The organism is Paenibacillus sp. Y5S-9, from assembly GCF_036894235.1.
Taxonomy (GTDB): Bacteria; Bacillota; Bacilli; order Paenibacillales; family Paenibacillaceae; genus Paenibacillus.
The window spans coordinates 5,342,128-5,361,561 of the sequence record NZ_CP145887.1 but is presented as its reverse complement, the minus strand read 5'-3'; the positions used below and the strand labels follow the sequence as shown (position 1 = coordinate 5,361,561).

The window sequence follows — 19,434 nt, the reverse complement described above, 5'->3', positions numbered from 1 at the left end:
AATTCCAAGCCATATCAGCAATAATATGTCAAAACGACAAAAGGTGAGATTGGGATGCATCTCCTTGCGAAACGGCGAATCTATATTACTTGTATTCTTCTAACTCTTGTCTTTGGATTGCTTATATTGCGATTGGGATGGATCCAGATCGTTCAGGTGAATCAGACGATGCCTGGATTTCATCGAACGGTACGGGAAATGTCTGTATTGCAGCGTGAACGCGGGGTGATGCTTGACTCAGGGCGGGGACAATTTACGGATTACAAGGGTGAGGCGTTGACTGGTAAACTGCAATGGGGACTGGTTCTTTTTCCACAGGCAAGTCCATTAGAGAAATTACGCAAGCAAGGGGCATTAGAAGGCTCCGAGATAATACAGTTGGCAGCTATATTACATACCGATTTGGATCAATTGAAGAAGGAATGGAATCAGGAAAGCGCACCTCATTTCTGGACAGCAGGTACAGATCAGCCTGTTCATTTGAACGCTGCTCAGGTGGAGCGCCTACGTAGTTTGCACCTGCAAGGAGCTGGCATCTATCCGATGATGACAAGGTATCTTCTGGGGCATACAGGGATGCAGTGGATGGGTTATCTGGCTGAACAGCCTGAGTCCTCCAAAGTTCTAACTGGGCATCAGGATGAAGTAAAACAGCCATTTGCCATGAAATCAGGGGCAGCGGGACTGGAGAGGACACTTGAACCCCTGTTGAGGGGAATTGGCCCTACGCTTGTATCACGTATGGTCTCGGGTGGTGGAGAGACTATCCCTGATATTCAGCCGCACGTCATTGCACCGGCCAATAGTCATTATCCTTTACGTGTAGAAACCACAGTCGATGCTGAGTTACAGCGTGGGTTGGAGCAGTTGACGCAAGAATCTGGATTACAAGAAGGGGCCGTGGTTGTGTTAGATGCCGCTAACGCAGATGTTCGCGCCATGATTTCCCGCCCTTTCTATCAGCCACAGCATGTAGACCCCAAGCAATCGGCATGGGGGAATCGTGCAGTACAGGGAGCCGTACCGGGTTCCATTTTCAAAATTGTCACTGCCGCTGCCGCTTTAGAGTATCATGCGGTTTCTAACGGAGAAGAATTCCATTGCGGTGGTGAGTACGGAAGATACGGGCTGTCCTGCTGGAAGGAGCATGGGCATGGAGACCTGAACCTGGAGCAAGGGTTCGCTGAGTCTTGCAACATCGTATTCGCGGAAACGGCGCGCAGGCTTAGTATGGAACAACTGGAGAACACGGCTGATCGTCTTGGACTCGCGCGTCCGATTGGCTGGGAGGGGAAGCAAATGGCAGGAATACCCGTGTTACGACACTTTGATCATGAGGATCACGGGCGTGTGAGAACAGAGGCTGTTTCTTCTGCTGATGAAGGTGCAAAAATACAGACAGCAATCGGTCAGCGAGATGTCTTGGTCACACCGCTGCAAGCTGCCAATCTGATCGTTACACTGTTACATGATGGAAAGGTTACTGCCCCGCGTCTCGTTAAGCGCATCCGATATGCGGATGGTGGCACCATGCTGGAGATGCCCTTGCATGATTCACCTTCAGCATCAGGACAGATTGCTCCCGCAACAGCGCATAAACTGTTATCCTGGATGAATAAGGTCGTCCGTGAGGGAACAGGAAAATCCCTGCAGCGTGCACGGTGGCATGTTGCAGGGAAATCAGGTACAGCTCAGGTACAGAAACATGGGGAGAAGCGAAACAATCAATGGTTCATTGGTTATGGACCGGTAGAACAACCTAAATATGCTGTAGCTGTTCTTGTCCAAAATGTCTCTCCTGACAGCCATCATCAGGCGACGGCTCTCTTTAGGAAGGTGATGGACTATTTGGCGGAGTCCTCATGATCCTTCGCAGGAACGGGACGTTGTACAGTAGACTCGGCAGAATTGGCTGAGGCCTTATTAACGGGTGGGTCCATGACCAATGGAGAGGACTCAAATTCATCTTTTGGCAGGTGAATCCACTTTTGCAGGTACCCTTGTTGTAACAGTTCTTTCAGAAGGATCAGAAGCACTGGAGATAACACTACACCAGCCAGGCCAAAGATCGAAAGAGAGATCAGCATAAACGAAAGCATCAAGTACGCCGAAGATACACCAATCGAGTTACCCGATATTTTCGGTTCAAGCAACTGCCGTGTCAGCATCGTTACTGCCAGAATCACAATCAGGCCAATCGCCAAGCTACTATTGCCAATAATGAATAAGTAGACGATCCATGGAATAAATACAACAGGAACGCCAAGCAATGGTACCAGATCAAAAACCGCACAGACTGCTGCAATGGTAAAGGCGTTAGAGGTTCCCAAAATCAACAAACCTGCATAAATCAATACAAACGTAATGAGCATCATGATCATCTGTGCCTTCAGATACGAGCGGATCGTCTTGAACACGTGATTACGCATGAATTCAATAGCTAACTTTAATGTTTTGGGCGTTTTCGCACGGGCGAACTTGCGCCAGGATTCAATCTCGATACTGAGGAAAAATGCCAGAATAATCGCAATTCCGAAGTTCGTAATAAACGAAGAGAATGAACTGAGGAAACCTACGACGAATTGTGCTCCGCTAGTTACCCATTTGGACAGGAACCCGGTCAGTGTTGCAAAATAATCATTCGCTTTTTCCATAACTCCATCAGGAAGAGCGTCTGACTTGTCCTGAATGAATAACACCAGATTGGTGAATTCACGCTGTATCATTTCAATGTATACAGGGAAATTATCTTGAAGATTGGAAATTTGTGAAATGATAATTAAACCTGCACCAAAAAAGGCAGCGACAATTAATGCAAGAAACAACAAGACGGAGATGGCGGCTCCAAGTGTCTTGGGCAATCCTTTGCGATGTAAAAATTTGGCCAGCGGTTCAATCATCCAATACACAATGAATGATAGAAAGACCGGTGCAGCCACTTGGTATAATTGACTAAAACCGTACATGATCACATACACGGTTAATACGAGCAGCGCGATATCAAAGACAGTGCGCCCGTATTTTTTGTAAAGCGGTAGCATGGACATGGCTCCTTTGATGGCAATAATTAGATTGTATTTATTGTACACGATAGCTATCTTTTTGGGAAAACAGGATTTAAGAAAAGTATGAACTATGATAAAATTAAAGGCGGTTTATTTTAGATAGTGCCATTGTGCACCGTAATTCAGCATGAGAAGTGGGGAGCTTGCATCATGACAACGATACTTCATAGTATTTTACTGTGGTTATTGTATCTTTCATCTTTTTACGCCTTTATTCCAAGTTTGATTAGCAGGCTTTTTGGTTTTCGTGTATTTCGACGGGGAAGAAGTGATACACAATTTGCATTAACGTTTGACGATGGGCCAGATCCACATTATACGCCGAGACTGCTCGATCTGCTTCGTCAGCATCAAGCAAAAGCAACATTTTTTGTCGTTGGAGAACATGCCGCGAGTCATCCTGAACTCATTCAGCGCATACATGACGAAGGTCATCTTATTGGCATTCATAATTATATTCACAAGACGAACTGGCTCATGCGGCCGCGTACCGTTCGTGATCAGATTCAGCGAACAGGTCAGATTATCCATGAAGTAACCGGCGTGAAGACTTGTTATTATCGTCCACCGTGGGGGATTATGAATCTGTTTGATTTTTTCAGCAAGAAAGAACGTAAGATCGTACTGTGGTCTTCCATGTTTGAAGACTGGAGAAGCCGAATAGGTGCCCAGAGATTGACCGAACGGATGCTGAAGGAACTGAGAGGTGGAGAGGTCATGCTGCTGCATGATCGAGGGACGACCCTTGGTGCAGATGCACACGCGCCGGAGCAGATGCTTCAGGCGCTGGAAGTCGTCTTGCAGGAAGCTGAACGGTTAGGCCTGCAAAGCGTACGCGTTGATACGTTGATGGGAGGTGTTACAGTGAGCGAATCTCAGAACAAGAATCAACCACAGCCATCATTGAAGTTATGGAAGCGAATCGTTGTTGCCTTATGGCTGGGCTGGGAGAGGTTGTTCCACTGGGTATATCATCTGCGGACGGCTTCGCCAGAAGATCCAATGTTACACTTTCGATCCCGTGTATATCACGGAGCACGAATGGAAATGAGTGATGGCCATGTCATTCAAAACGGAGATCCGGTCATCGAACTGCATTTTGACAATCAGAAGTTGTTTGAACTTGGGGTGACTTCGCGATCCAGTATGCATTTGGCTATTCGCATGATTCGGACGATGGAACAACAATTACCGGATTTGGCACGTATGGTGGCACTCGAACCAGAGTTACGCTCTGCCAAAGCTATATACGGTGTGAGTATGATTAACAGAGGTCCGGAAAAATTCGGATTTACCATACAAGAATTGCCCCCTGGACCGTTCAGTGCTGCATCCAAAGTATACCTGAAACTGCTCTTAAGTGTGATCCATCCAGCAGGAACCAAACGTCTGAAACAGCGTACAGAACAATTGGTACCCAAGATGATTGCCATGCCGCTGGATGTACTGTTGGAACGTTACGGTCAACATACGACGCAGGTGGCAGCAACGATAGAAGAATCCAGAGATGAATCATTGTTAATTGAACAAGAGATAATACCAGAGCGGAACTAAACGGACTGATCATACCAATAAACAAAAGAAAAGGGTTGCCCTTCGCCAGATTTGGCAGAAGAGCAACCCTTTATTTATTAGTGAATTAGATACTCAGTACGCCACCGTTGCTTGCATTGGTAACCAGTTTGGAATAACGAGCCAGGTAACCGGTTTTTACTTTCGGTTCAAAGCCTTTCCAACCTGCGCGACGACGTTCAAACTCCTCGTCACTGATGTGCAATTCGATGATACGGTTGTTCAGATCCAGCTCGATGATGTCCCCTTCTTCAACAAAGGCGATTGGACCACCTTCAGCTGCTTCCGGAGAGATATGTCCGATACTGATTCCGCGGGATGCACCAGAGAAGCGTCCATCGGTGATCAGACCAACTTTGGCACCAAGACCCATACCTACGATCTGGGAAGTAGGAGCCAGCATCTCAGGCATACCTGGTCCACCTTTTGGTCCTTCATAACGGATAACAACAACATGTCCTTCTTTTACTTTGCCGTTAGCAATACCTTCGAGCGCTTGCTCTTGGGAGTCAAAGCAGATGGCAGGACCTTTGTGGTATCCACCAACCGAAGCATCAACAGCACCAACTTTGATGATAGCTCCTTGTGGTGCAAGGTTACCAAACAATACAGCCAGGCCGCCTTTTTCGGAATGCGGGTTATCCAGATGGTGGATGACATTGGTATCCTGGATTTCTTTTCCTTCAACGTTCTCACGGATTGTTTTACCTGTTACTGTAATACAGTCACCATGAATCGCGCCTGGTTTCTTGAGCAATTCGTTCAGCACTGCGCTTACGCCGCCTGCATTGTGAACGTCTTCGATGTGAAGATCGGAAGCAGGTGCAAGTTTCGCCAGATGCGGAACGCGGTTAGCTACTTCATTGATCCGTTCGATTGGATACTCGATACCTGCTTCATGAGCCAGTGCCAGCGTGTGCAGTACTGTATTCGTAGATCCACCCATAGCCATATCCAGTGCAAACGCGTTATCGATCGCTTCTACAGTAACGATATCACGTGGTTTCAGATCCATTTTAATAAGTTCCATCAGTTGTTTAGCGGATTGTTTAACAAACTCACGACGCTCAGGAGCAACAGCAAGGATGGTTCCGTTACCTGGCATAGCCAGTCCCATCGCTTCAGCCAGACAGTTCATGGAATTCGCTGTGAACATACCGGAGCATGATCCACATGTTGGACAACCGAACTGTTCAAGTTCAAGCAAGCTCTTGTCATCGATTTTACCCGCTTGATAAGCGCCTACGCCTTCAAATACAGAGGTCAAGGACAGAGCTTTACCATTGCTGTCACGACCGGCTTTCATCGGTCCACCGCTGACAAACACGGTAGGGATATTACAACGGAGTGCACCCATCATCATGCCGGGTGTAATTTTATCGCAGTTCGGGATACATACCATGCCGTCAAACCAGTGTGCAGATACAACGGTTTCCACGGAATCCGCGATAATGTCACGGCTTGGCAGCGAGTAACGCATACCAATGTGTCCCATGGCAATACCATCATCTACTCCGATGGTGTTGAATTCGAATGGAACGCCACCGGCTTCACGAATAGCATCCTTTACAATTTTACCGAATTCCTGAAGGTGGACGTGGCCGGGCACGATATCGATGTAAGAGTTACATACGGCAATAAATGGCTTGCCGAAATCCTCTTCTTTAACGCCCGCTGCGCGGAGCAAACTCCGGTGCGGTGCACGGTCAAAACCTTTTTTGATCATATCGGAACGCATCTTCTTGGCTGACATGGTGTGTTTCCCCCCAAATATATAATATTGAGCAACATGAATGGAAAAGTAAATGGCAGTGCATCTGTCGTTTAAATTCATCCGTACTCTAAAAAATGATCCGGCTTGCCGGTGTCGAGCTCCCCGTAGTTTGTGAAATTCTTTGCTGCTTTAAACCCGTGAACACCCGGTTTTTCTATTGAGTCTATCACAACCGTCGTCATATTTCTACAATCAATAAAAAGAAGCCTTAAACCATTTTCATGGAATTAGACTTCTTGATTTGCGGGAAAGCTATGATCATGTTTCGATGTGGCGAGCGGAATTCATCAGTTGCTTCCGCCTTTGCGTCCAATCTCACGATAGAATTCCTTATTATGGGTTTCGGAGGTTGCTTCTCCGCCCTTGCGACCAATCTGCTTGTAAAAGTCAGTATCATGGGCATCTGAAGTCGCTTCTCCACCTTTTTTTCCAATCATCTGGTAGAAGCTTCGATCATGGTTTTTGGAAGTGGCTTTACCACCTAATCTACCGGCTTCCTCACGGCTCATCTTGCGTTCTGACGTCGGTTGACGTGCCATTACAAATCACTCCTTACAACGATAAGTTGTTTTTTGTAGCGCGTATCCCTAATTTACCACATCATTTCCAGCCTGAAACAACACACCAGGATGGAATCGATGGTGAAGAGATCCATCAGAGCGTTAGGCCGACCGTTTGAACACCTCATGCCGATTGAAAGAAAAGCGGGATATATCCGGTTCAATTAAGGGTTTGAACGTGTGACGTACAGCCGGCAGAGCCAGTGTGACTGAAAAGAGTACGGCGATGAGAAGTATGACTGGAATATAAGCTGAGCTTCCCATATAACTGTAGACTCCAGACCAGATCGCGAGACGAATGAGAAAACCATGCAGCAGGAATACATAGAGTGTGCGTCGTCCAAGGTCCGTAAGTCTGGAAGTCAAGGAAGGTACCCAGGCCAAGAAAAGTGTTGCCGATGCAATTTCCAATAGGTAGACACCAAGTCGGAAGATGCCGGCATACCATTCGTGGTGACCCAGTTCGGCGTACGTCATGCTGCCAAGTAACCATCCCGATGAAATATTCATACCCCCATACCCGATCCATACCAACAGTGCAGCGGAGAGGATGGCTGAGGTTTTTCGCCCCCAACCGGATAATAAACGAGAACGAATGGATGCTCCATAGTCATAACCGATGACAAAGAACGGCAGGAACACAAACGTACGGCTGAAGCTTAGCCAGAACCCGTCGATGGGCAAATACCCGGCAAATACACCGAGCGCAATCGATCCAATCAGCCGATATATCGGTTTCCATGAAATCGTCAGACGAAGCAACAGTCGCCAACAGAAATGACTCGCGAGAAACCATAACAGCAAGTAAGGTGCAAAGAAGGATAGCCGCATATGGGGTGTGTGGAAGACGGTAAAGTCCATTAATGCGTATAAGGACTGAAACAGTACATATTGTAAGGCAATCTGCTTCAGAACATTTCTCCCAGAGGCACCTTGAAGTGAGTGTGTCGCAAAATACCCGGTTACCCATACAAAGAGTGGCATGTGAAACGTATATATCCACAGGAACAGAGCTTCTGCTCCTGCAAAGCGTGTGATGAGTGGTTCCAGTGCATTACCAGCAAGGACACAGACGATAAGCATAAAGCGCAGATTGTAAAAGAAAGATTCCTGATCATCCCGGATCAGTGTCTGTTTTTTCATGGTGTAGCCCCCTTATAGACCCTAGTTGCAAGGTCATTTGCATCTGTAATAAGGGTAATACGGATGTACATTATCTATTGTGATTTAATTCACATTAGTAAGCGCTATCTTTTCTCAAAGCTGTGACAACAAAATGAACGTAACGGGATTGACAACGGTTGCATAGAGGATGACAATAGTAAAAGAAGATGAGGGAATGTAAATATAAGGAGGGAAGAAATCATGTCAACGAGTCCCTATCCAAGCCCGGAAATTATTACGTTTGGGGAGAGTATGGGTTTGCTGACCGCCAAGGATACAAGAGGGCTGGAATATGCAGCCACACTGGACAAGTCTTTCGGGGGTGCTGAGAGCAATCTGGCTATTGGCGTATCCCGCCTGGGGCATACCAGTGGTTGGTTTGGACGCTTGGGCAATGATCCGATCGGCAGTATGATTCTAAAAGCCATTCGCGGTGAAGGTGTAGATGTATCCCGGGTAAGGTTAAGTGATGACGACCCTACTGGTTTGATGATTCGTGAGAACGCTTCCGGGAAAGCCTCGGTGCATTATTATAGGAAGCTATCTGCTGCAAGTGCGATTACACCTGATGATCTGGATCCCGACTATATTGCCGGGGCGAAGATTTTACATGTTACAGGTATAACGGCGGCGATAAGCCCGTCCGGACTTGCAACGGTAGAGGCTGCCATACATATTGCCAAACAGGCAGGGGTGAAAGTAAGCTTTGATCCAAATCTGCGTCTCAAACTATGGTCTGCGGATGAGGCTCGTCCGGTTATACTGCGTTTAGCTGAACTGGCGGACTACTTTTTACCGGGTCTGGACGAGATGAAACTTCTATATAACGAAGAAAATGATCAAAAAGTGCTTGAGCGTTTATCTGCCATGAATGCTGTGTGCATCGTGAAGGGTGGCCCTGATTTGACCTACGTATTGGCGAATGGTACCCTAACGGAAGTTCCGTACTTTAAGGCGGATTATGTTCTGGATACGGTAGGAGCAGGAGATGGATTCTGCGCGGGATTTTTATCGGGGTTGTTAAAAGGATACTCCCCGCAGGAAGCAACCCGTCTCGGCAATTTGACCGGTTCCATGGTTATACAGGCTGTTGGCGATTGGGAGGCACTCCCCACGTGGGGGCAGGTCGAGGCCAAGCTGAACAACGTTGCCCATGTTGAGCGCTAGTCGCTGCTGAAATCATATATGGCTCATCTTCGTTCTTAAATGTAAGGCTTGTATACACAACCACCACATTGACAAGGGAGAGAATGAAATGAAGAAGCTTCAGCTGTTGCAAAAGATTACGGACAATGGGGTTGTGGCGGTTCTGCGTGCAGATTCTGCTGATCAAGTCATTGCCATGGCCGAGCAAGCGATTGCGGGTGGCATTAAAGTTATCGAGATTACGATGACAGTGCCCAGTGCGCTCAAAGCCATTGAAAAATTAAGCCGTGTATACCATTGGAACACACAAGATCCAGAGAAGTTCGCGATTATTGGTGCGGGAACGGTGTTAGAACCGCAAACGGCAAGAGCTGCCATCATGTCGGGTGCCGAGTTTATAGTCGGACCTTCCCTGAATCCGGATACCGTTCAGATCTGCAACCTGTATCGAATTCCGATTCTGCCTGGTGTGATGACGATTGCTGATGTTCAACGGGCATTGGAACTCGGTGTGGACATCGTGAAGTTGTTCCCGGGTAATCTGTATGATCCTTCGATTATCAAAACGATGAAAGGGCCTATGCCACAGGCGAATTTTATGCCAACTGGCGGGGTATCCTTGTCTAATCTGGGGGATTGGATCAAGGGTGGAGCAGTGGCTGTTGGTATCGGCTCCGACTTGACATCGGAAGCTGTGAAGACGGGTGACCTGAGTCATGTCCGTCGCAAAGCGGAACAATATATGGATGCTTATCGCAAGGCCAAGGCTGAATAATATTTGTTCAATTCGGAGAAAGGGAGCCTGAATTAACGAAGGCTCCCAATTCTGTGAGCCGCGGCACCTGCGGAAGTGAAGAAAGGTGATTAACGTTGAGAAATCGGTATAATACAGGGCGCAAGAAGAGGGGCATCGGGAAATTCCTGCTCGTACTTCTGGCGCTCATTGTCATTGGATGTGGATTTGTTGCGTGGAAATTATTCACACCATACGGTCCACAGGAAACAGCTCAAACGGCCATGGAAACAGCCAATAAGGTGACCGTGAGCGAACAAGAGAACTGGATTGATTTTGTGCCAGATAAACCGACTGGGAAAAGTGTACTTTTCTACCCTGGTGGACTGGTAAAACCTGAAAGTTACGCAACACTTGCGCATGAGTTGGCCGCTGCGGGTCATCACACGATTATTGCCAAGATGCCAGTTAACCTGGCAGTGCTCAAGCCAAACTTGGCAGATGAGATTCTGGCCGCATATCCAGATGAACAATTCGTTATGGGTGGACATTCTCTCGGTGGGTCCATGGCTGCACGTTATGTAGCATCGCATCCTGATGCTCTACAGGGCATCTTCTTTCTGGCATCCTACCCGGATGAAAAAGGAAGCGTAAAGTCACTTGGAATACCTGCTTTATCCATTCTGGGAACTAAAGATGAGGTCGTGAATGCCACGAAGTATCAAAGTGGACGGATGTATCTTCCAGAAGACACGGTATATTACACCATTGAAGGTGGTAACCACGCCCAGTTCGGTGATTATGGTCATCAAAAAGGAGATGGTGAGCCGGAAGTGAGTGGAGAAGAACAGCTGAATCAGACGGTCAAGACGGTACTGGCTTGGTTAAGTACTATCAAGTAGGTATTGATCATTCTGCATTAAGGGCTGTATGCATTTATAGCATACTTGATGGAGGTGGTACGGATGGCTATGCTTCAAGTGAATGGAGCGCAGATCCCATGTAAAGGTATCCTATTAGATAAAGATGGAACACTGCTGGAATTTCTCCAGCTATGGGGGCCGTGGGCAGAGACATTAATGGATCAGTTACAATCACGTATGAATGAACTTGGAGCTCCATTTACAGTTGAACGGGAGCATGTTCTGGGCACCATTCATAATCCACAAGGACACATTGTTGGATATGATCCGCAAGGTCCGCTGGCCATTGCGACTGTGGATGAGTGCACGGGATTGCTTGCCGGGCAGTTATATGCGGCAGGTATGCCATGGAATGAAGCGATCACAACGATACGCAAATTTTCAAGTGTAGCCATGAGATCGGTAAGAGAGCGCAAATCCGCTGAACCCATGTCAGGATTGCTGGATTTCTTGCAGAAATGCAGGGCAGCGGACATACCACTGGCGGTCGTCACTTCAGACAGCACAGCAGCAGCAGAAACACATCTGGATTGGATGGGGATACGTTCCTTTTTCACATCCATTGTGGGCTGTGATCGGGTGACCCAGGGCAAACCGGATAGAGAAGCAGCACTCTTGGCTTGCCGTGAATTACATATCGAACCTGCGGAGGCCGTTGTCATTGGAGACAGCAATGGGGATATGCAGATGGGGCGGCACGCAGAGGTATCCTATACGCTTGGTTACTGTCCACAGTTAGATCAAGGATCCCACCTGGTTGATGCCCATGCCATTATTCGTCATTATAATGAGATAAGCGTGATTATATAAGTCACTCTGGTTTGGTTGAACGATATAAATTGAACTCAACATTTATACAAAACGGAGTGGCCAGTGTAAATATTCTTTAGTTCAATTTATATAGTAAACAAAAGGAGGAGAGAGGATGAACGCAACAGAACAACTGGCTGCCTGGATTCAGGAAAGCTCCCGTATTGTTTTTTTCGGAGGGGCCGGAACTTCAACGGAAAGCGGGATTCCCGACTTCCGCTCGGCTGCGGGTCTGTATCAGACGGAGCAGCATTCGCCTTATCCACCGGAAGAATTGTTAAGCCGGCATTTTTTTGATCAACATGCCGATATTTTTTATGATTTTTATCGAGGCAAAATGCTTCATCCAGATGCGGAACCTAACGGGTGCCATCGACTGTTGGCCCGTCTGGAGCATGAGGGGAAACTTCAGGCAGTGATCACGCAAAATATCGACGGACTGCATCAGAAGGCAGGCAGCAGCAATGTCTTTGAGCTTCACGGCTCAATTCATCGTAACGGCTGCATGGATTGCAAGCAGTTTTATACGCTGAATGAAATTATACTATCCCAACATACCGTACCTCGCTGTACCGCATGTGGTGGTGTGATCAAACCGGATGTGGTGCTGTACGAAGAGGAGCTGGATCAGACGACATTGTATCGTTCCATTGATGCACTGTCTTCTGCAGATCTGTTACTCGTGGGAGGCACGTCACTGACGGTATATCCGGCGGCCCAGTTAATTACGTATTTTCAGGGAAAACATACCGTTCTGCTGAACGCTACACCTACTGCTTATGACCGCAGGGCTGATTTGCTGATTACAGATCCGATTGGCGAGGTAATGAATAATGTGGACCAGCTTCTTGGTTAAACGTATGGACTGAACAACCGCATTCTCCGGCACAGACCGGACAAAAGAGGCGGAACCTGGGGAAAGAAGGGATTCATAATGGTCTACGTAGCAAGCGATACTCGCTATGAAACGATGAAATATAACCGCGTTGGACGTTCAGGTTTGAAACTGCCAGCGATTTCACTGGGGCTGTGGCATAATTTTGGCGGTATCAATAACGCTGAGAATGGCCGTAATATGATTACCCGATCATTTGATCTGGGCATTACACACTTTGACCTTGCCAACAATTATGGTCCACCGGCAGGTTCAGCAGAGCAGTTATTTGGACAGGTACTGGCCCAGGATCTGAAACCTTATCGGGATGAACTGGTGATCTCCACCAAAGCGGGATATTATATGTGGCCCGGGCCGTATGGCGAGTGGGGTTCACGCAAAAATCTGGTATCCAGTCTGAATCAGAGCTTGAAGCGTATGGGCCTGGATTATGTGGATATTTTCTATTCCCACCGTTATGATCCCGAAACACCTTTGGAAGAAACGATGATGGCACTGGATCATATTGTTCGCTCGGGCAAAGCCCTTTATGTAGGGATATCCAACTATCCCGCAGAGCAGACGAGACAGGCTGCCGAAATTCTGAAAGGTCTGGGTACGCCCCTGTTAATCCATCAACCGAAATACTCGCTGCTGGAGCGCTGGATTGAAGATGGCTTGCAGGACGTGCTGGATGAGTATGGAACAGGCAGTATTGCATTCTGCCCATTGGCACAAGGTGTGCTCACGAACAAATACTTGAATGGTATCCCGGAAGACTCACGTGCCAAAGGACCATCGGTATTCCTTAATGAGAGCAACATCTCTCCAGAGACGCTCCGAAAAGTGCGTGCGCTGAACCAGATTGCAGCGGCCCGCGGTCAGAGCTTGGCCCAATTTGCACTCTCCTGGGTTCTGCGGAATGGCAGGGTAACTTCTGCGCTGATTGGCGCAAGCCGTCCTTCCCAGATTGAAGAGAATGTGGCTGCGCTTAGTCAGCTGGATTTCTCTACAGAGGAATTGGAACGGATTGAATCCATTCTGTCTCCGCAGCCTGATGACAAATAAATAAAGTGTAAAAGGTGCATCTTAGCCATAATGGCGGAATGCACCTTTTTTTGTCGTATGTGGTTCCGGCCGTTATCTTGCTCACCGTTTGTTTTGTTGAGCGTTCTTCTGTAACCCCTGATGTAGTGGGCGGGACAGTATTTTCTCTCGATACAAGCTAGGCGCTTCACCGTGAAATCGTTTGAACTGTTTGGAGAAATACAGCGCGTCTGGCAGTCCGACCGATGCAGATACCTGTTCGATGGACAGATCCGGGCGTTCTCTCAGGAGTTGGCGCGACTTGTCGATCCGCAGTTTGAGCAGATAAGTGACTGGCGAAAGACCGGTTTCCTGTTTGAAAATACGGGATAGATACGCACGGTTGTACCCGAGACTCGCAGACATTTGTTCAATGGAGACAGGATAGGCATATTGGGTGGACATATACTGAATCATCTGTTTCACCGTACGTCGGATGGATGATTCACCTGGAATTAAGGTTTGGCCCTGCGAAAGGTGATTCTGTGCTTCGGCTAGAATCATATATAACGTACCCAGTGATGTGAAATGGGAGCTTTCTTTGCGCTCGGCAAAAGCATCTTGCATCACGGATAACCAATCGGATATTCCACAAGAGGGTCCGGCATGAAAAACGGACTTCTCGGGGCGGAATCCCGCCTCCTCGGCATGCTGGGCAGCCTGGCTGCCCGTGAAAGCGATCCAGCGGTATTGCCATGGATTGCGGGCGTGAGACTGGTAGCTTACCAGTTGCCCGGGATGAATGAGAAAACAGTCACCTGCGGATAACTCGTAGGTGTGCAGTTCGGTACGGAACGTACCCGCCCCTTTTTCTACATAGTGCAGCAGATAATAATCAAACAGTTTGGGGCCGACGGCGTGACCCGGAAGGGTCTGGCTTGCTCCGGCAAACAGGACATGCAGTGCGCCTTGCTCATAATAGACGGGATTGGAGGCAACCGAATAACTGAGTGCTCCACTTTTACCGGAAGGTGATTCCTGTATTTTTTCTGTAGAAGATGCAAGGGATTCTTTCTTGGCGTTGAATGAGTCTGTCATACTCGTTTCCTTCTTTCTGGGATGCTCCGATCATTATACGCCTTAAGGTCACATTTATCCATATGAAACACACATGGTTGCATTACAAGAGGCACCGCTTTCTTATATAATAACATTAAGAAAACCACAACAATGAGGCGAGGTGCACCAGCAGTGAACGTAACTGAATTGAAACAAAAGTTTATTGAAAAGTACGGAGAGAGTGGAGCGGACATCCGTGTATTTCATGCTCCTGGGCGTGTGAATCTGATCGGTGAGCACATTGACTATAATGGTGGATACGTGCTTCCGGCAGCACTTGAATTCGGAACAACATTAATTATCCGTGAGCGTGAGGACAACAAGTTGCAATTGGCTTCCACGAACATGTCATATGAAGGGGTACTAGACACTTCCTCCATCGGTAAGGAGAAGACCGGAGAATGGACCGACTATCCTGTTGGTGTCATGGTTGAATTGCAGGGCAAAGGCGTGAATGTAACAAAAGGCTACGACTTCCTGTACCATGGGGAGATTCCGAACGGGGCAGGGCTTTCATCATCTGCATCATTGGAGGTACTCACCGGATTTGCGATTCAGTCTCTGGAGGGCGTAACGGATATTGATACGGTTCAACTGGCGCTTCTGTCCCAGAAAGCGGAAAATGAGTTCGTAGGCGTCAACTGTGGAATCATGGATCAGTTCGCTGTCGCAAACGGTGCTCAGGATCACGCGATCCTGCTGATGTGTGACACACTGGAGTACGAAAAGGTTCCTTTCCGTACAGGCTCCTACAAATTGGTCATCGGGAACACAAACAAACGCCGCGGTCTGGTAGATTCGGCTTATAATGAACGTCGCTCCCAATGCGAGCAGGCACTTGCCATCTTGAAGGAACAGCTGCCTGCACTGAATTACCTGGCTCAATTGACGCCAGAGCAGTTCGTAACACTACAGGATCAGATCAAGGATGAGAAAGTAAGACAGCGTGCACAACATGTTGTGGAAGAGAACGCGCGTGTGCTCGCATCGGTCGAAGCTTTACGGATCAATGATCTGGAAACCTTCGGCAAGCTGATGAACGCTTCTCATGAATCGCTTCGTGATTTGTATGAAGTTAGCTGTGATGAGCTGGATGTTATGGTTGAAGAAGCTCAGCGGATTCCAGGCACGCTTGGTGCTCGGATGACTGGCGCAGGATTTGGCGGTTGTACCGTATCACTTGTGCATGAAGATGATGTCGAGCGTTTTGTAAGCGAAGTGGGCGCTGCATATGAAGCGCGTACCCGTCTAAAAGGTGATTTTTATGTATGCGGCGTAGGTGACGGTGTTAAAGAATTGAAGGAGGCGAAGTAAAATGGCAATTTTGGTGACTGGTGGAGCAGGGTATATTGGATCTCATACGGTAGCAGCATTGTTGGAACGTGGGGAAGAGGTTGTAGTACTGGATAACTTGCAGACAGGGCATCTCGAAGCGTTGCTCGGCGGTAAGTTGTATGAAGGGGATCTGCGTGACAAAGAAATTCTGGCGAAGCTGTTCGCTGAGAATTCAATCGATGCAGTCATTCACTTTGCAGCCAACTCACTCGTAGGCGAAAGTATGAAAGACCCGGTTAAATATTATGACAACAACGTGTTTGGTACACTCTGTCTGTTGGAAGCGATGAATGCAGCGAACGTACGCCGCATCGTCTTCTCCTCTACAGCAGCTACCTACGGTGAGCCTGAGAAAGTGCCAATCGAAGAAAGCGATCGTACAGAGCCAACCAACGTATACGGCGAAACCAAGCTGATGATGGAACGCATGATGTCATGGTTCGATAAAGTTCAGGATATCAAATATGTTTCCCTGCGTTACTTCAATGCAGCCGGTGCTCATGAGAGCGGCAAAATTGGTGAAGATCACCAACCAGAGAGTCATCTGATTCCACTGGTGCTGCAAACGGCTTTGAAACAACGTTCGCACATCGCCGTATTTGGTGACGACTATGCAACAGAAGATGGGACATGTATCCGTGACTATATCCACGTGAGCGACTTGGCTGATGCACATCTGCGTGCAGTAGATTATCTTCGCAAAGGTGAGAACAGTAACGTGTTTAACCTGGGTAACGGCACAGGCTTCTCGGTAAAACAAGTGATCGAAACAGCTAAAAAAGTGACTGGCCTCGATATCCCGGTTGTACAGGAACCACGTCGTGCAGGTGACCCGGCTGTGCTGGTAGCTTCATCTGCCAAAGCGAGATCTGTCCTGGGTTGGAACCCGAAATGGACCAATCTGGAAGATGTTATTCAAAGCGCTTGGAGCTGGCACCAATCACGTCCTGACGGCTACGGAAAAAACTAGGAGGCGAACACCTTATGTCACAGACTCATATTGCAGCAGGTGCCACAGAGCGGACACCGGAGCAGCAGGAAGCACTGCATGCCATTGAACGTCTGGTTGCATTTGCCTTGCAGAAACAATTAATCGAGGAAGCGGATTGGGATTATAGCCGCAACCTCTTGCTGGAACAATTCGGATTTTCAGAGCCTTATGCCGGTGAGTTGGACACAACTGTGCCCGATGGTCCACAGGCGATGCTGGATACGTTGATCGATTATGGATTTACCATTGGACTCATTCCTGAAAATAGTGATACGTTCCGTGATTTGCTGGATGCCAAAATCATGGGTCATTTGATGGCACGCCCATCCGAAGTGGTGCGCGCCTTTCGCCACACGGAGCAGACGGAAGGTATTGAGGCGGCCACATCTCAATTCTATGACTTGTCGATTAACTCCAACTATATTCGGATGGATCGGATCTCGAAGAACGTTTACTGGACTCAGGACACGGCCTATGGAGACATGGAGATTACTATTAACCTGTCAAAACCGGAGAAAAGTCCAAAGGAAATTGCTATGGCGAAATTGCTTCCGCCTCCGGTATATCCAAAATGCCAGCTGTGTCGTGAAAATGTAGGTTACGCTGGTCGGGTGAATCACCCGGCCCGCCAGAATCTGAGAGTTATTCCGCTGGAACTTAACAGCGAGCCTTGGTTGTTCCAATACTCGCCGTATGTGTACTACAACGAGCACTGCATCATTTTCCATCATGATCATGTGCCGATGAAATTAACCAAAGATACACTGCGCAGACTGCTTGCCTTTGTTGGGGAGTACCCACACTACTTTATCGGATCTAACGCGGATCTGCCGATCGTGGGCGGTTCTATCCTGACACATGACCATTTCCAGGGTGGTCGTCATACGTTTGCCATTCAAAATGCACAGCCAGAGGCGGTCTTCCGCCATGCGGATGCACCTGGACTTACGTTGAGTCTTGTGAAATGGCCAATGTCCGTCATGCGCCTGGCCTCACACGATCCTGCAGAACTGCTAGAAGCTGGTAATGCTGTATATGAAGCGTGGAAGGTCTACAGTGATTCTGCTGTGGATATCGAAGCATTCAGTGAAGTGGACGGGGAACAAGTACCACACAATACGGTAACACCAATCGTTCGTCGCAGTGCAGATGGTGGTTATGAGATGGATCTTGTATTGCGTAACAATCGTACAAATGACGTGCATCCTGAAGGGATTTTCCATCCTCACCGTGAGATGCACCATCTGAAGAAAGAAAACATTGGTCTGATCGAAGTGATGGGGCTTGCCATCCTGCCAGGTCGTTTGAAAGAAGAACTGGACAGTATCGCGGATATCCTCGCTGGAGATGCCAAACTTGCTGAAGCCGCCAAAGCTTCTGATCATGTGTTGAACAAACACCTGAGCTGGGCGGAAGAATTGATTGAACGGTTTGGTCCTAACCTGGACAAAGAACAAGCCGTTGCCATTGTACAACAGGAAGTCGGCTTGAAATTTGCCGAGATTCTGGAACATGCAGGTGTCTACAAATATGATGAAGCAGGACGTCAGGCTTTCCGTCGTTTTGTAAGCAGCATGGGATACACTGAATAGTAGTCAACAAGAACAACACCCGCCCAATCATGAGCGGGTGTTGTTCTTGTTATTCTAGACATTTGTATGCATTGGAAAGAAATTCCGGGCAAGTTATAATGGAGTGAAGTCCTAGAGTACCACAATGAATTGAGGAAATGGGGTTAATAACTTGGAAAAGAAAGCATTGAATATTCCGTTGATTACAGATGCTGAGGAACTGCAAGGCATGGTGGGTGAACCTCATGAACATGTGCGTAACAAGGCAATTTCATTTGTGGATTCACATGTTCAGAACTTTCTATCCATGTCACCGTTATTTTTCCTCTCCACCTCCGATCGTGATGGAAAAAGTGATGTGTCACCTCGGGGTGATGGAGCGGGATTCGTAAAAGTGTATGATACATATCGGCTCGTCTATCCCGAACGCCCAGGAAATCGGCGCATAGATTCGTTGCTGAACATGTTGTCGAACCCTGGTATTGGTATGCTCTTTTTGATTCCGGGTATGAATGAAGTGCTGCGTATTAATGGTACAGCATCTATTACCAAGGATGAGGAATTCATCGCCAGTATGGGCTGGAGTGGTAAAACCATAGGTGCGGCTGTCATTGTAGATGTGGAAGAGTGCTTTATCCATTGCCCGCGGGCATTCAAACAGTCTGGATTATGGGCCTCAGAAACATGGGTCGATGCTGAGGATTTGCCTTCAACGAGCGAGATGTTTCGAGCCCATTTGGAGATTAACGGATTGTTATAAAGTGAGTGACT

The 19,434-nt window shown here is 47.8% G+C and carries 16 protein-coding genes and 1 pseudogene; 12 read left to right on the top strand and 5 right to left on the bottom strand.

Annotation, left to right across the window (positions count from 1 at the left end; genetic code table 11):
* Positions 1 to 54 precede the first annotated feature (54 nt).
* Positions 55 to 1,866 (top strand): penicillin-binding protein 2, encoded by a 1,812-nt coding sequence (locus V6669_RS23570; protein WP_338588325.1) that lies wholly within the window; start codon positions 55 to 57, stop codon positions 1,864 to 1,866.
* Here the strand turns inward: V6669_RS23570 and V6669_RS23565 are convergent.
* A complete protein-coding gene (locus tag V6669_RS23565) occupies positions 1,845 to 3,041 on the bottom strand; it encodes an AI-2E family transporter (protein ID WP_338588324.1) in 1,197 nt (398 codons plus the stop codon). The two genes, V6669_RS23570 and V6669_RS23565, sit on opposite strands and share 22 nt — an antisense overlap.
* Before the next feature lie 174 nt (positions 3,042 to 3,215).
* Here V6669_RS23565 and V6669_RS23560 point away from each other — a divergent pair, with 174 nt between their 5' ends.
* Positions 3,216 to 4,619: a polysaccharide deacetylase family protein gene (locus V6669_RS23560; protein WP_338588323.1), complete on the top strand. Its 1,404-nt coding sequence runs from the start codon at positions 3,216 to 3,218 to the stop codon at positions 4,617 to 4,619.
* Positions 4,620 to 4,704: 85 nt separating this feature from the next.
* Here the strand turns inward: V6669_RS23560 and ilvD are convergent, their stop codons facing one another.
* The 3 genes and pseudogenes from ilvD to V6669_RS23545 all read right to left on the bottom strand — a co-directional run bounded on the left by ilvD (position 4,705) and on the right by V6669_RS23545 (position 8,114).
* Complete coding sequence (gene ilvD, locus V6669_RS23555; RefSeq protein ID WP_074096200.1) at positions 4,705 to 6,390, bottom strand: dihydroxy-acid dehydratase; 1,686 nt, start codon at positions 6,388 to 6,390, stop codon at positions 4,705 to 4,707.
* Between the two features lie 317 nt (positions 6,391 to 6,707).
* Positions 6,708 to 6,950 (bottom strand): annotated as a pseudogene (locus V6669_RS23550) (general stress protein); the annotation flags it as partial.
* A 123-nt stretch (positions 6,951 to 7,073) separates the two neighbouring features.
* Positions 7,074 to 8,114 carry a fucose 4-O-acetylase gene (locus V6669_RS23545; protein ID WP_338588322.1) on the bottom strand — a complete coding sequence of 347 codons (1,041 nt, stop codon included), beginning with the start codon at positions 8,112 to 8,114 and terminating at the stop codon, positions 7,074 to 7,076.
* 222 nt (positions 8,115 to 8,336) lie between these two features.
* Between V6669_RS23545 and V6669_RS23540 the strand changes: the two genes are divergently transcribed.
* From V6669_RS23540 to mgrA, 6 genes are all read left to right on the top strand, one after another.
* Entirely contained in the window at positions 8,337 to 9,302 is a 966-nt protein-coding gene (locus V6669_RS23540) for a sugar kinase (RefSeq protein ID WP_338588321.1), read from the top strand.
* An 88-nt stretch (positions 9,303 to 9,390) separates the two neighbouring features.
* Positions 9,391 to 10,056 (top strand): bifunctional 2-keto-4-hydroxyglutarate aldolase/2-keto-3-deoxy-6-phosphogluconate aldolase, encoded by a 666-nt coding sequence (locus V6669_RS23535; RefSeq protein ID WP_338588320.1) that lies wholly within the window; start codon positions 9,391 to 9,393, stop codon positions 10,054 to 10,056.
* Between the two features lie 95 nt (positions 10,057 to 10,151).
* On the top strand, positions 10,152 to 10,916 hold the full coding sequence (locus V6669_RS23530) for an alpha/beta fold hydrolase (protein WP_338588319.1): 765 nt from the start codon (positions 10,152 to 10,154) through the stop codon (positions 10,914 to 10,916).
* 63 nt (positions 10,917 to 10,979) lie between these two features.
* Positions 10,980 to 11,747: an HAD family hydrolase gene (locus V6669_RS23525; RefSeq protein WP_338588318.1), complete on the top strand. Its 768-nt coding sequence runs from the start codon at positions 10,980 to 10,982 to the stop codon at positions 11,745 to 11,747.
* 115 nt (positions 11,748 to 11,862) lie between these two features.
* Complete coding sequence (locus V6669_RS23520; protein WP_338588317.1) at positions 11,863 to 12,603, top strand: NAD-dependent protein deacylase; 741 nt, start codon at positions 11,863 to 11,865, stop codon at positions 12,601 to 12,603.
* 78 nt (positions 12,604 to 12,681) lie between these two features.
* Complete coding sequence (mgrA, locus tag V6669_RS23515) at positions 12,682 to 13,689, top strand: L-glyceraldehyde 3-phosphate reductase (protein ID WP_338588316.1); 1,008 nt, start codon at positions 12,682 to 12,684, stop codon at positions 13,687 to 13,689.
* Positions 13,690 to 13,770: 81 nt separating this feature from the next.
* Here the strand turns inward: mgrA and V6669_RS23510 are convergent, their stop codons facing one another.
* Positions 13,771 to 14,745, bottom strand: a complete 975-nt coding sequence (locus tag V6669_RS23510; RefSeq protein WP_338588315.1) for an AraC family transcriptional regulator — start codon at positions 14,743 to 14,745, stop codon at positions 13,771 to 13,773.
* Between the two features lie 153 nt (positions 14,746 to 14,898).
* Between V6669_RS23510 and V6669_RS23505 the strand changes: the two genes are divergently transcribed.
* From V6669_RS23505 to V6669_RS23490, 4 genes are all read left to right on the top strand, one after another.
* Positions 14,899 to 16,080 carry a galactokinase gene (locus tag V6669_RS23505; protein WP_338588314.1) on the top strand — a complete coding sequence of 394 codons (1,182 nt, stop codon included), beginning with the start codon at positions 14,899 to 14,901 and terminating at the stop codon, positions 16,078 to 16,080.
* A gap of 1 nt (position 16,081) precedes the next feature.
* A complete protein-coding gene (galE, locus tag V6669_RS23500) occupies positions 16,082 to 17,071 on the top strand; it encodes a UDP-glucose 4-epimerase GalE (protein ID WP_338588313.1) in 990 nt (329 codons plus the stop codon).
* Between the two features lie 14 nt (positions 17,072 to 17,085).
* Complete coding sequence (locus tag V6669_RS23495; RefSeq protein WP_338588312.1) at positions 17,086 to 18,684, top strand: UDP-glucose--hexose-1-phosphate uridylyltransferase; 1,599 nt, start codon at positions 17,086 to 17,088, stop codon at positions 18,682 to 18,684.
* A gap of 151 nt (positions 18,685 to 18,835) precedes the next feature.
* The gene (locus V6669_RS23490) at positions 18,836 to 19,423 is read left to right on the top strand and encodes an MSMEG_1061 family FMN-dependent PPOX-type flavoprotein (protein WP_315938442.1); all 588 of its coding nucleotides are present in this window, start codon (positions 18,836 to 18,838) and stop codon (positions 19,421 to 19,423) included.
* Positions 19,424 to 19,434 lie beyond the last annotated feature (11 nt).